Below are 12,183 nucleotides of genomic sequence, written 5' to 3'. Positions count from 1 at the left end.
CGTCGCCCGGCGCCCCGTTAGATAATCTAGGCTAGACGGAACGGAAAGGCGGCAAGAATTCCGTTTACAAAAGCTTTAGAAGGATTTAGGAGATTCGTATGAAATAAATATGAGATTTTGATTTTGAGGAGGGTTCCAATGATGAAGTGCGTGTTTAATGGTTTTTGTTGTAGGAATGATGGCAATGGTGTTGTTTTTTCCCTTACCAGTAGGGTCAGCGCTAACGATGACTGCGGGTGCGGCCAAGTAGTAGGTGCGGAGAAGAACAAGATCGTGGCGGACCTGTTGAAAAGCGATGCTTTCAAAGCGAAAAAGCAAGAATTGCTGAAGCAGGTTACAAGTGAGGGTATGTCCCCTGTTAACGGTCTTCTGGAGCGATGAATTACCATTAATCGCGCTTTGCAACGTAGTCCACTTCCTCCATACGCGGTTGCAACCAAAAATACGCTTCATCTACTTTTTCTATTTCTGCCATCAGTAGAGCATCCATTTTCCCGTCCATCTTTGCCCTACTAATCAAAAGCCAAACTTCCACCGATACCCGCACCAACAGTTCCATGCTATTTTTAGGGCCGGTCTCCAATAGAACACTTTTCCATTCTGCTCTTGTCTTAAAGATACTTCATCTGCCCCACCCTCATAGTCTGGATCATCAATTCTTAGATAATCAATGCTGCTTAATAGTATGATATTTACGCTGGCATCCCGGACCTTGCGATGTTATACGAAGGACAGCGGCCACAATAAAAATTGCCCTAGCATGCTGCCGACCCGGCAACTTGTAGGGCAATTTGAAGGAACCCCGCCTCCCTTTTCCCGCTTCCATATCTCCTCCAATGCAACGATATTGGCATGGATATCAGACACAATCAACGCCTTCATATTCCCCCTTCCCTTCTGCACGAGCAACAGTTTATAGGCCATGTATATTTCTTTCATCCGTCAAATTAGTGATCATTCCATCCATATGAAAAGTTTTTCTTCCCTTTGCCTAACAGAGCACTTCGACAGTAAATCCTCCAGGCGCCTTAACATAATCATCATCATCGAACATAGCCGCAAAGTTATCCTTTCGGCTTCCTGCACATACCATATTAAAATAGATTTCCAAAAACCTGCGAGCAGCCGGAACATCTGTCACCGTCAGATTAAGGTGATTGAGTTTCATTCTTTATTCCACCCTTTCTGCATTAGAACCATTCACGTGCTGACACTGCTTATCAAAAAAAACTCCAATATGGTATTATTCTGGTATTACCCCTTATACGTAGACACTCAATTAATCTTTATAAAAACAAGGTATGATAATCTTTAAGCACTTTTAAACTTCACTTTATGCTTTTTTATCCAAAAATGCGGAAAGGTGGTTTTCCGACTTGGACATCCGGGTGAAGTTCGCTAAGCTCCCTTTTCAGAAAAAGCTTTTGCTTTACTCCCTTCTTCTCAGTGTTCTGCCGGTGCTGCTGCTCGGCAGCGCTGCCTCATTTGTCGCTTCCTCCGCTCTGCAGCGCGAGGTGGACGAGAAGCACGAGACGACGCTGCGTCAAATCGAGTTTCAGGTTGACGCTCTTCTGAAGCGGATCGATTATTTATCGATACAAGTTGCAGGAGACCTCGCGATAGAGAAATCGGCAAGACTCGGAATCTCGATGGATGACCGCGAGACATTGGAAGCCACGCTCGATATGGTAGAGACGATCCGAAAGTATCGGTCGTTGTCCGAATTTTCCTTTAACGCTTATCTCGTCTATAACCGTTCCAACACGGTCTATTCCAATAATCTCGGTTTAATCAATAAGACGGAATTTCCCTATTACGATGCTTTGCGCAAGTATGAACCCAGGTTTACGGGCTCTACGCTGCTTCCCTCCCATACCTATCCGAACCAGCCCGCTTTTTTGATCATCCGCCCCGTCGGCAGTTCTTCGACTGTGGACGGAATCCTCTTTTTGGAAATCGATCCGTCCGGGTTCTATGAGCTCCTTGACTCGTTCGAGCCTGAGGCCGGAAGCAGGATGGTTGCGGTCAGCCAGTTGGGTCGTATTGTACTTAGCCAAAACCCCGAGGAAATCGGAACGGCTCTCGCCCGTCCTTTCGCCGAGCGGCTTGAGGATGGTAAACGCAACTCATCCGCGGATCCGGTTCCTTACGGAGACGAGCGATTCCAAGTTTCCATACATCGTTCAGGGTATAACGACTGGACTTACGTGATGATTTCACCTGAGGGGCAATTGACCGCAAAATCAAGCTTGATCCGGAAAGTGACCTGGTTCATGGCAGGCTGTTTAGCGCTTTTTTGGGGATGCATTGCCCTGCTTGCCTCCAAACAGCTGTATAACCCGATACGCGCTTTGCTGCATAAGCTGCCGAACCGGACCCTGACGACGAGGGACGGACTTCAGCAACTGGACGCCTTCATGCAGCAGGTCATGGAAACGAACCGACGTCTTGACAGCGAACTTCGGGAAAAGCTACCCGAGCTTAGGGACAACATGCTGCTGAAGCTGTTGCACGGTGGGATGAACGAAAACGAATACCGTGATAAAACCCGGCATCTCTCCCTTCCGCTGAACGGCGCCATCTTCACCGTTTGCGTATTCGAGGTCGACGTTTATTTGGAATTCCGCAAGAGCTACTTCGGGAAAGACCGCTCTCTAATGATGTACGCCCTGACCAAGCTGGCCAGCGAAATGGCTGAGACCTTGTTCTCTTCCGTTTCCGTCGCGTCTTCTCTCGGTCAAGTCTCACTTATCATCGGAACAGAAAACACGGGAGACCCGTTTATCGAAAAAGTGGAGGAGCTTTGCGGCCGAATCAGACAGAAAGCTAAGGAGCTGTTCCGTTTTACACTGTCAGCGGGCGTAAGCCGGCCCCGCCCCCATATGAGAACCATCCACGAAAGCTATGAGGAAGCGATCGATCTGCTGAGCTTCCGACTGCTGCTTGGCCGCGACTTGACGGTCAGCTTCCGTTCCGCCGAGTCGTTCGACTCCGTCAAACAGTCGACTCGTATCCTGATCAAGCGACAGAAGTCAATCGTCAAATGGATCTCGGAGGGGAACCTGGAATTGGCACAAGCGGAATTTCATGAGATGGTGCGGGAAGTTCCCTCGCAGCTGCCGAGCTTTAAGCCCGTGATAGGAATCTTCACGAATTTAGTCGGAGAAATTGATCATCTGCTTGAGCAACTCGGCTTCGAGCTGGAGCAGCTGTTTCCTGAAAACGTGTACACCAGCATCCACGATGCCGAATCGCTTGATCAGCTAAGCGAATGGTTTACGTCCCAGTTCTTCCCGGCCTTCCGCCTTCATTTTGAACGGCTCACCGTTTCAAACCAGACAAAAATCGTGCAGCAGGTAGTTGAATTCATTCAAAATGGCGTGGAAAGCGAAGTTTCGCTGCAGGAGGCGGCTTCCCGCTTCGGGTTGTCTTCCTCACAGCTGAGCCGCATGTTCAAGGGAGAAATGCAAATAAACTTTATGGATTTCATCATGGAAACGAGAATGTCTAAGGCTAAGGAATGGCTGGTCCATTCCGATCTGCCGATTAAGGACATCGCCTCCAGGCTAAAGTATACGACAACGCAAAATTTTTCCCGAGCATTCAAGCAAACGACAGGCCAGTCTCCCGGCCAATATCGGGATGCCGTCAGACAATCCAATCCATAAGTCGGTCTGCGGGACCGGCTTTTTTTATGTTTTTCTCTCTTTGCCCGCATCCCACCATCCTCCTCCCGGACAAGTTTCATCTTTTGCAATCCGGTATCTTTTTTTGCATGAGGGTTTGAAATAATAGATCGTTTACAAGCCCACTTTTATTCTCCTATGATGGGTTCAATCGAATGCCACGAGCTTTCGGCAACCCAGTAAAAGGAGGTATTCACTTTTGAGAACGATTACAAAGCCGCTTGCGGGTCCGTCATCCGCTCTGACGGGTTCCCGGTGGATGGCCATTCGCCGCAAGCTGTGGAAAAGCCGGACCATGTACCTGTTTGTCCTGCCCGGTACCATTTACTTCATTCTTTACAAATACGTACCTCTTCTGGGATCGGTCATCGCCTTTCAGGATTACAGCCCGTTTCAGGGATTTCTGCACAGCGATTGGATAGGATTCAGTAATTTCAAAAAAATTTTTGACAACCCTGAAGTCGTGCAGGTGCTGATTAATACGCTTACGCTTTCGTTACTGCAGATCGCCTTCGCTTTTCCGGTGCCGATCGTTTTGGCCCTTATGCTCAACGAAGTGAGGCAAGACTGGTTAAAGCGCTTCATTCAATCCCTCGTCTATCTCCCGCACTTTTTATCCTGGGTCGTCGTCATCGGGATCGTCACCATCTTCCTTCGCAGCGACGGCGTCGTGAACAGCTTTCTGCAGCATATTATCGGTTCCCAGCCCATCCAGTTCCTGCAGCAGCCTGTCTTGTTCAAGCCAATTATCGTGTTGGAGATCATTTGGAAGGAATCGGGCTGGGGAACGATCGTCTTTCTGGCTGCGCTTGCCGGGGTCAGCCCCGAGCTGTATGAAGCGGCGATCGTCGATGGAGCGAGCCGCTGGCGCCGCATCTGGCATATCACATTGCCCGGCATCAGAAGCACGGTTATCATCCTGCTTATATTGAGACTTGGGATCGTGCTTGACAATGGCTTCGAGCAAATTTTCCTCATGCTCAATCCGTATGTGATGGAAGTCGGAAATGTGTTGGATACGTATGTGTACGATAAGGGGATTTTGCAGTCGGACTTCAGCTTCGCCACCGCCGTCGGCTTGTTTAAATCTGTAGTCGGTCTGATCCTTGTCATCTCGGCGAATCGGCTGGCGAAGAAGTTCGGCGAGGACGGCATTTATTAAGCTCTTTAGCTCCGGGACAAATGTGAAAGGAGGCTCTCCCCATGCACCATCGAAATTGGCTCGACCGTGCGTCCGACTGGCTGAACGTCACCCTACTTTTGCTCGTCTCGGCGGCTATGATCGTCCCGTTCCTGTACATCTTCTCGGTTTCGTTCTCCTCCATGGAGGAGTTTCTACGTAAAGACTTTATCTTTTGGCCGGACCGCTGGGTCACGGACGCCTATACGTACATTCTTGCAAACGACAAGTTTGTGAAGTCTATCCTGATAACGGTGCTTATCACAGTCCTCGGTACGCTGCTGAACCTGGCCTTCACCTCGACGATGGCGTACGGACTGTCCAAAAAATTTTACGGCCAGCGGATCTTTTTGTTCATGGTTCTGTTCACTTTTTTGTTCAGTGCGGGCATTATCCCCACTTACCTGATCGTGAAGGAAACCGGCCTCCTCAACTCGATCTGGTCGCTGATCATTCCAGTGCTTATAAGCCCTTGGAACCTGATCGTCTTTTCTCAATTTTTCAAAAGCATTCCCGAGGAGTTGAATGAAGCAGCCCTCATCGACGGAGCGAGCGAATTCACGGTATTTAATAAAATTATCCTGCCTCTGTCCAAACCTGCTCTGGCTACATTCGGCTTATTTTATGCCGTCAGCCACTGGAATTCCTACTTTACCGGTATCTTGTATATCAGCAACCCGAATTTGTGGCCGATTCAAGTGCTGCTGCGACAAATCGTAGTGGTAAATGACACATCTACGCTTCAAGTGGAACAAATGGTGAATGTCCAGCCTCCTCCGGCGGAAACGATCCAAATGGCCGCGATTCTGCTTGCAACCATTCCTATTCTGATCGTATATCCGTTTCTGCAAAAGCATTTTGCGAAGGGAGTGATGATCGGTTCGGTTAAGGGCTGAGGGCTCTTCAAAGCATCCGGCCAAACATGATTTTAGCTCGAAGGTGCTGCAGGAAAGAGGGTGGTTGCAATTATTATGCGGAGGTGTTCGAAAATGAAAGGGAAATCATTCATCAGTCTGCTCGCTATTCCCGTATTAGCAGTGTCCGCAGTCGCCTGCTCCGATTCCGGAGGCGATGAAGCGAAAGGTACAACGCAGCCGGCGGAAACAGGTGGGACATCCACGCCGGCGAAGACGCAAGACATCAGCTTCCTCAACTTCGCCTATACCATCTTCCCCGATCCGAACAGCAAAGGGGTCGAGGCTATCAAGCAAAAATTCAACGCCAACATTAAGCCGCAATTTGTCCTTCAATCAGATTTTAACGAAAAATTGAATGTAATCATGGCTTCAGGCGATATGCCGGACGTTGTCGCTATCAAGGACCTTGACGCCAATTACTACAAGTGGGCCAAACAAGGCGCTTTCCTCCCTCTTGACGAATATATCGACAAGTACCCGACGCTGAAGGCGGTTCCCACAACGATTTACGACCAATTCCGCATAAACGGTAAAATCTACAGCGTACCGATGTATTCGCCGACTTACACCTTCTCGGGAACGATCAGGCAGGACTGGCTGGATAACCTGGGACTTAAAATGCCGACCAGCTACAAAGAGCTGCTGGAGGTGGCGGCCGCTTTTACAACCGGGGATCCCGACAAAAACGGCAAAAACGACACGTACGGCTTCGCTCTCGGCCAGGATATTTCTCCGACCCACGCCCAAGGCGCATATTGGAACACCGGCTGGTATCACAAAGACAAGGACGGCAATTACATTCCGGGTATGATCGGCCCCGGACGCAAGGAAGTCATCGAAACCCTGGCTGCAGCCTACAAGCAGGGAGCCGTCACCAAAGACTTCGCCGTGCTCAACTGGGCGCAGACCAATAAAGAATTCTATTCGGGCAAAGCCGGCATCTTTATCGGCACGCCGACCGGGATGGTAGAGGATTATTATCTTGGTCTGCTTCAGGTCAATCCGACCGCTAAAGTCGCGCCGATCCCGTTCTTCATAGCGCCCGACGGCTCCCAGGGCAATCTGAAGGGTAGAGGCTTCTTCGGTCTGACGACGCTGTCCGCCAAGCTGAAGGACGATCCGGACAAAGTCAATAAGATCCTTGAAATTCTGGACTATGGGCGGCAATTCATTCCGGTTAACGAACGCACCGACAAGAACGAGCAATTCGATTGGATCATGGGCGGCAAAGGCGTAGGCTATGATATGGCGGACGGCAAAGCCGTACCGAAAGCGGGACAGGAATCGAGCACGCCCATTCAGTATATGCTTCAACGCCATGAGTTCTGGAAGCCTTGGGCGCCGAGTGACGAAGCGAACCAATACTCGATCGCTTCGTACAATTCGAAAGAGATGCAGGCCTTCATCGCCACCATTGAGGAAATGGAAAAGCAGTATAACAAGACACCTTACGATGACCCCTCCTACCTCGTCTATTCGGAAACGCAGGCGTCCAAGGGCACGGAGCTCAACAAGTATTTGCTTGGGGAGCAAACGAAGATGATTTCCGGTCATCGCCCGATCGCCGAGTGGGATAAAATGGTACAGGAGTGGAAGGACCGCGGCGGCCAACAGCTGATCAAGGAAATCAACGACGGCATTAAAGCAGCGGGCAAGTAACGGCGGAAGCGACGGCGCCGCTTCCGGTATTCGTACCGGTGCAGCGCCGTTTTTGGCAGCCATTCTCGCGAGTGACGTACATTTACCACTGTAACTACCACCGCTTTCAAGCGAAAATGAAACCATGCGCACCGAATATCGGTGCGCATTGGCTGCTTAGCTTTTTTCATCTGTCTACTTGACAGGTATAACCAAATATAGGAGTTTTTTTGATTTACACAATCTGTTCAAGAGCAATACACACTACCCTTTGGAAACAGCGCTGCGTTTCTTCTGATTAGAATAAACCTTTTCTAAATAGGCAAATAACTGTTCAAATGCTAAGATCAATATCCAATAGACAATCGCGATGAGCACATACATCTCCAAGTAACGGTAAGTAGAACCGGCTTCCATCTTTGCAACGGCCATAATATCAATTACTTTTATCGTGAAAGCAAGTGACGTTTGCTTAAACAAAGCAATAAACAAATTTGCAAAATTCGGAATTGCACTTACTAATGCTTGAGGAATAAAAATACGAATCAGCGCTTGCGGCAATGTCATTCCAACCGATAAGGCAGCTTCCATTTGATTATAGTCCACTGTACGAAGTGCAGCATACCATACCTCTGCCTGATAGGCTGCTGTATACAGTGAAAAAATAAGAAGCGCGATAAACATCTTGTTAAACTCGACAGGAAAGAATGTAACTGCAAACGCCTCATTTAAATACGCGAATATTTCGGGTAATCCAAAATAAACGAGGTACATTTGAACAAGCAGTGGAACGCCACGGAAAATCGAAATGTACGCTGTCGCTAATTGTGATAATACAGGTATTTGATAAGAACGAACAATCGATAGAAAAAAGCCAAGAATAAACCCAATGACTGCCGATACCAACACTAACAGCAGCGTTCTTGGTATTGCATCAATAATTAAAGGCAGCTTGCTCAGCATATAATCCCAGTCTAGTAAGATATTAAATCACCCCTATGCCCTTCTAGCCATAATCTTATATTTCCGTTCCGTACGATCTTGATAAAACGCAAGCAATCGGCCAAATAACATCGAACAGAACCAATAGATAAACGATACAGCTATATAGGTTTCAATCAGGGTTATTCCATAATTACGTTGGGTTAATATTTGAGCCTGACCCATTAGATCAACAACACCGACTGTAAACACCAAAGACGATTCTTTAAAAATCGTAATCGCATTATTTCCAATAACCGGAATGGAAATGCGCAGCATTTGTGGAATGATGATTCGCCGCAACGACTGGAAATACGACATTCCGACTGCACTCGCTGCCTCATACTGCGATTTCGGTATGGCTAAATAGGCAGAACGAACCACTTCTGACATAACAGCTCCACAATGCAATCCAAAGGCGATCACCGCAAACGTAAAATTACTCCATGAGTCCGTTTGAATGCCAACTTGCTGCAATAGCTTGGGTAATCCGTAAAAAATTAAAAATAATTGGACAATACCAGGTGTACAGCGCATAAAGGAAATATACACCACTATCAATTGAGAGAGCACCGGGATCCGAAAAATTCGAATCAGGGCTAAAACAAATCCCAGTAAAGTACCCCCAACTAATGCCAATCCCGTAAAGGATAACGTGAGGGGCAGTTTGGGAAGGAGATTCCAAAACGCATCTATGAATGCTGCCAAATTAAACAACTGGTTGCCCCTCCGCTTCTAAAAATTATTTAAATTGATATTGCGAATTTACGTCTTCAAGAGATTGGAACATGTTCACCTTGAAATATTTTTCAGAAAGTGCCGGCAATGTACCGTCTTCAACCATTGCTTTTGTTACTTCGTCAAACCGTGCTGCCAGATCTTTTTTCTCTTTGTTATATAAGACCCAAATCGGTTCTTTTGTTATATAAGCGGCACTTTTCAAAGGTAATTTCAATTGCGCATTTACATTGTCAAATACGGTTGTGTTTGTTAAAAATGCATCATATTTACCGCTAGCCACCCATTGTACAGACTCTGCATCTGTTACGGCATCGATATCTTCAACAATAATGGGATTGTCGGCATTTTTAGTGTTGTAATCGACGACCAATGTGCGCAATCCAGTGGATGGGCTCATCGGCGTTAATTTCTTCCCTTTCATATCATCCAGGCTATGAATATCATCACGATCATCCTTCACAATCAGAGCGTTCAATGAATAACCGTATTCTACATCACTGAACAAATATTTTGCTTCGCGCTCCGGGTTGCGGTAGTAGAAGTTTGCTGCGAAATCGTATTTACCGGACTCAACACCAACAAGCATCGCTTCACGGGCGATTTCTTCATATTCGAACTGATATTCTTCCAACCGCTCATCCAATAATTTCAAATACTCCACCGTGTATCCTTCCATCTCATTCTTGTCATTCAAATAACTAAATGGTGGATTTGGCACTGCATTACGCGCTACTTTAAGCACAGTTACCTTTGCGGCATCAGCTTCGCCGCCGCCTGTTGAAGGCGCACCGCCATTGTCGTTGTTCGCGTTCGAGCCGCATGCCGTTAACGCCATAACCGATGCTAAAATAATTGCTGCCATAGATAGCTTTTTCATCTCTCTACTCCCTTTTCTACTGTTGAATTAGATATCATAAGACCATCCTGATATGCGACTGCTAATAAACTCTTTTGTTCGCTGCTGCTGAGGGTTAGAGAAAAGCTCCTTCGGTTCAGCTTGTTCTACAATATGCCCTTTTTCCATGAAAACCACATGGGTGGAAATATCCCGGGCGAAACTCAATTCGTGCGTAACGATAATCATCGTTACACCTTCTTGAGCTATTTTCCGAATCACATTCAGCACTTCTCCAACTAATTCCGGGTCTAATGCAGACGTGGGTTCATCAAACAAAATAACTTCCGGATCTAAAGCGAGTGCTCTCGCGATACCGACACGTTGTTGTTGTCCGCCGGATAATTGAGATGGATAATGATCTGCTTTGTTTGCCAATCCAACCTTTTCAAGCAGAGCCAAGCTTTTTGCTTTTGCTTCCTCTTTTTTCATTTTCTTAACAACAAGCAAACCTTCCATCACATTTTCCAGTGTGTTTTTGTTGGCAAATAAGTTATACGACTGAAATACCATCGCTGTTTTTCTACGCAGCCGCAAAATATCTTTACGGAGTAACTTCTCGGTATTGACCGATAAATCCCCGATTCTAATCGTTCCCTGATTGGGTCTCTCCAACAAATTAATACATCTTAACAGTGTTGTTTTCCCTGATCCGCTTGGACCGAGAATGGAAATGACATCACCGCGATTGACCTGTAGCGAAATTCCTTTCAACACTTCCTCCGAACCGAACTTTTTATGGATATTTTCTAACTGAAGCATTTCTTCTCACCCCCCATTCTCTCGATGCTCAATCGATATCAGCGATCCTATCAAGATTTCGCATAACGATTTGGAACAAAATCCAGTCCCAGGTTCCCACGCAATGTTGTAGATTCATACTCTTCTCTAAACAATCCCCGCTCACGCAGGATCGGTAATACAAGGTCAATGAACTCACGCGTTCCTTCACTATATGGAGGCCATACGAAGAAACCGTCACATGCTCTGCCCTCAAACCATTTCTGCATGCGGTCTGCGATTTGTTCAGGCGTCCCTACAAACTCGGATTTTGGCGTGCCATAACGGAAAGCAGCTTGCCGAAGTGTCAGGCCATATTCCTTTGCTGCTTTTTTAATCCGATTGGCCATATAGCTGTATCCTTCATTTCCTTCATCCTGCAAGTCAGGGAACGGCGCATCTGGATCGAATTTAAACAGATCCACATTTTTAAAGAACAACTTAATCTCCGTTAACGCCTCTTCATAGGTGATATAAGAAAGAACTTCTTCAAATTTCGCCTGAGCCTCTTCTTCTGTTCGGCCGATTACCGGATTCAAGCCGGCAAAGATGAGAATATCGTCTTCATCCCGGCCCACTTTTACAACACGCGCCTTTAAATCTTCAAAAAATGTATTTGCTTCTTCGTACGAAATTGGAATGGTATATACACCTTCCGCATACTCGGCCGCAAATTTCTTGCCTGCTTCAGACTGACCTGCCTGAAAAATCACGGGTTGTCCTTGTGGAGAACGATTGATGTTTAGTGGACCACGAACCTTGAAAAACTCGCCTTCATAGTTCAACGTGTGTAATTTATCTTTATCGTAAAAGACATTGTTTTCTTTGTCATACACGAACGCATCATCTTCCCATGAATCCCATAACCCTTGTACAACATCCAGATATTCTTGAGCACGTTGATATCGTTCCGCATGACCGTAGTGTGCATCACGGCTATAATTTAATGATGCTCCGCTTAATGCTGTAGATACAACGTTCCAACCCGCACGTCCACCACTAATTTTATCGATGGACATAAATTGGCGCGCAGCGTTGAATGGCTCTGAATAGGAAGTCGATAGTGTTGCGACCAGACCGATATTTTTTGTAATGGAAGCCAGTGCAGCAAGCAAAGTTAATGGCTCAAATTGATTCACTGACTTTGGGGCACTGTGCTCATCAAAGTACAAGCGGTCCGAGAAGAATACGAAATCAAATTTGGCTGCTTCTGCTTCTTGAACTTGACGGATATGTTCTGCAAAATTTACATTGCCGTCCGACGGTACGTCGGGATGTCGCCAAGATGTACGATAATGTCCGATACCGAATACACGGGCACCTAACTTCATTTGTTTATTACGTTTATTAGCCATGTTTAATCCT

At 46.8% G+C, this 12,183-nt stretch carries 12 protein-coding genes; 5 read left to right on the top strand and 7 right to left on the bottom strand.

Annotation, left to right across the window (positions count from 1 at the left end; all coding sequences use genetic code 11):
• Positions 1 to 138 precede the first annotated feature (138 nt).
• Positions 139 to 381, top strand: coding sequence for a hypothetical protein (locus IEY46_RS26655; RefSeq protein WP_188996906.1), 243 nt, complete (start codon positions 139 to 141; stop codon positions 379 to 381).
• A 7-nt stretch (positions 382 to 388) separates the two neighbouring features.
• Here the strand turns inward: IEY46_RS26655 and IEY46_RS26650 are convergent, their stop codons facing one another.
• Together IEY46_RS26650 and IEY46_RS26645 are read right to left on the bottom strand one after the other, a co-directional pair.
• Positions 389 to 583 (bottom strand): hypothetical protein, encoded by a 195-nt coding sequence (locus tag IEY46_RS26650; protein ID WP_229750559.1) that lies wholly within the window; start codon positions 581 to 583, stop codon positions 389 to 391.
• A gap of 408 nt (positions 584 to 991) precedes the next feature.
• Entirely contained in the window at positions 992 to 1,168 is a 177-nt protein-coding gene (locus tag IEY46_RS26645; protein ID WP_188996902.1) for a hypothetical protein, read from the bottom strand.
• Positions 1,169 to 1,376: 208 nt separating this feature from the next.
• Between IEY46_RS26645 and IEY46_RS26640 the strand changes: the two genes are divergently transcribed.
• The 4 genes from IEY46_RS26640 to IEY46_RS26625 all read left to right on the top strand — a co-directional run bounded on the left by IEY46_RS26640 (position 1,377) and on the right by IEY46_RS26625 (position 7,442).
• Entirely contained in the window at positions 1,377 to 3,668 is a 2,292-nt protein-coding gene (locus IEY46_RS26640; protein WP_188996900.1) for a helix-turn-helix domain-containing protein, read from the top strand.
• 277 nt (positions 3,669 to 3,945) lie between these two features.
• Entirely contained in the window at positions 3,946 to 4,848 is a 903-nt protein-coding gene (locus tag IEY46_RS26635) for an ABC transporter permease (RefSeq protein WP_188997225.1), read from the top strand.
• A 41-nt stretch (positions 4,849 to 4,889) separates the two neighbouring features.
• Entirely contained in the window at positions 4,890 to 5,762 is an 873-nt protein-coding gene (locus IEY46_RS26630) for a carbohydrate ABC transporter permease (RefSeq protein ID WP_188996897.1), read from the top strand.
• A gap of 93 nt (positions 5,763 to 5,855) precedes the next feature.
• Entirely contained in the window at positions 5,856 to 7,442 is a 1,587-nt protein-coding gene (locus IEY46_RS26625; RefSeq protein ID WP_188996895.1) for a type 2 periplasmic-binding domain-containing protein, read from the top strand.
• 243 nt (positions 7,443 to 7,685) lie between these two features.
• Here IEY46_RS26625 and IEY46_RS26620 read toward each other — a convergent pair whose 3' ends face one another.
• Genes IEY46_RS26620 through IEY46_RS26600 form a run of 5 tightly spaced genes read right to left on the bottom strand, consistent with a single transcriptional unit; the run spans position 7,686 to position 12,173 of the window.
• A complete protein-coding gene (locus IEY46_RS26620) occupies positions 7,686 to 8,384 on the bottom strand; it encodes an amino acid ABC transporter permease (RefSeq protein ID WP_188996893.1) in 699 nt (232 codons plus the stop codon).
• A 33-nt stretch (positions 8,385 to 8,417) separates the two neighbouring features.
• On the bottom strand, positions 8,418 to 9,119 hold the full coding sequence (locus tag IEY46_RS26615; RefSeq protein ID WP_188996891.1) for an amino acid ABC transporter permease: 702 nt from the start codon (positions 9,117 to 9,119) through the stop codon (positions 8,418 to 8,420).
• A 25-nt stretch (positions 9,120 to 9,144) separates the two neighbouring features.
• On the bottom strand, positions 9,145 to 10,020 hold the full coding sequence (locus IEY46_RS26610) for a transporter substrate-binding domain-containing protein (protein WP_188996890.1): 876 nt from the start codon (positions 10,018 to 10,020) through the stop codon (positions 9,145 to 9,147).
• A 27-nt stretch (positions 10,021 to 10,047) separates the two neighbouring features.
• Entirely contained in the window at positions 10,048 to 10,800 is a 753-nt protein-coding gene (locus IEY46_RS26605) for an amino acid ABC transporter ATP-binding protein (protein ID WP_188996889.1), read from the bottom strand.
• 50 nt (positions 10,801 to 10,850) lie between these two features.
• Positions 10,851 to 12,173: an LLM class flavin-dependent oxidoreductase gene (locus IEY46_RS26600; RefSeq protein ID WP_188996888.1), complete on the bottom strand. Its 1,323-nt coding sequence runs from the start codon at positions 12,171 to 12,173 to the stop codon at positions 10,851 to 10,853.
• Positions 12,174 to 12,183: the final 10 nt, after the last annotated feature.

This window comes from Paenibacillus nasutitermitis, assembly GCF_014641075.1.
GTDB classification, from domain to species: Bacteria; Bacillota; Bacilli; order Paenibacillales; family Paenibacillaceae; genus Paenibacillus_Z; species Paenibacillus_Z nasutitermitis.
The sequence above is the reverse complement of the archived record's forward strand: the minus strand, read 5'-3'. Positions and strand labels throughout refer to the sequence as shown.

Bases quoted from the DNA above. Each gene is read 5' to 3' on its own strand.
- IEY46_RS26655 (WP_188996906.1), top strand. From the start codon at position 139: ATGATGAAGTGCGTGTTTAATGGTTTTTGTTGTAGGAATGATGGCAAT.
- IEY46_RS26645 (WP_188996902.1), bottom strand. From the start codon at position 1,168: ATGAAACTCAATCACCTTAATCTGACGGTGACAGATGTTCCGGCTGCT.
- IEY46_RS26635 (WP_188997225.1), top strand. From the start codon at position 3,946: ATGGCCATTCGCCGCAAGCTGTGGAAAAGCCGGACCATGTACCTGTTT.
- IEY46_RS26630 (WP_188996897.1), top strand. From the start codon at position 4,890: ATGCACCATCGAAATTGGCTCGACCGTGCGTCCGACTGGCTGAACGTC.
- IEY46_RS26625 (WP_188996895.1), top strand. From the start codon at position 5,856: ATGAAAGGGAAATCATTCATCAGTCTGCTCGCTATTCCCGTATTAGCA.
- IEY46_RS26620 (WP_188996893.1), bottom strand. From the start codon at position 8,384: ATGCTGAGCAAGCTGCCTTTAATTATTGATGCAATACCAAGAACGCTG.
- IEY46_RS26610 (WP_188996890.1), bottom strand. From the start codon at position 10,020: ATGAAAAAGCTATCTATGGCAGCAATTATTTTAGCATCGGTTATGGCG.
- IEY46_RS26605 (WP_188996889.1), bottom strand. From the start codon at position 10,800: ATGCTTCAGTTAGAAAATATCCATAAAAAGTTCGGTTCGGAGGAAGTG.
- IEY46_RS26600 (WP_188996888.1), bottom strand. From the start codon at position 12,173: ATGGCTAATAAACGTAATAAACAAATGAAGTTAGGTGCCCGTGTATTC.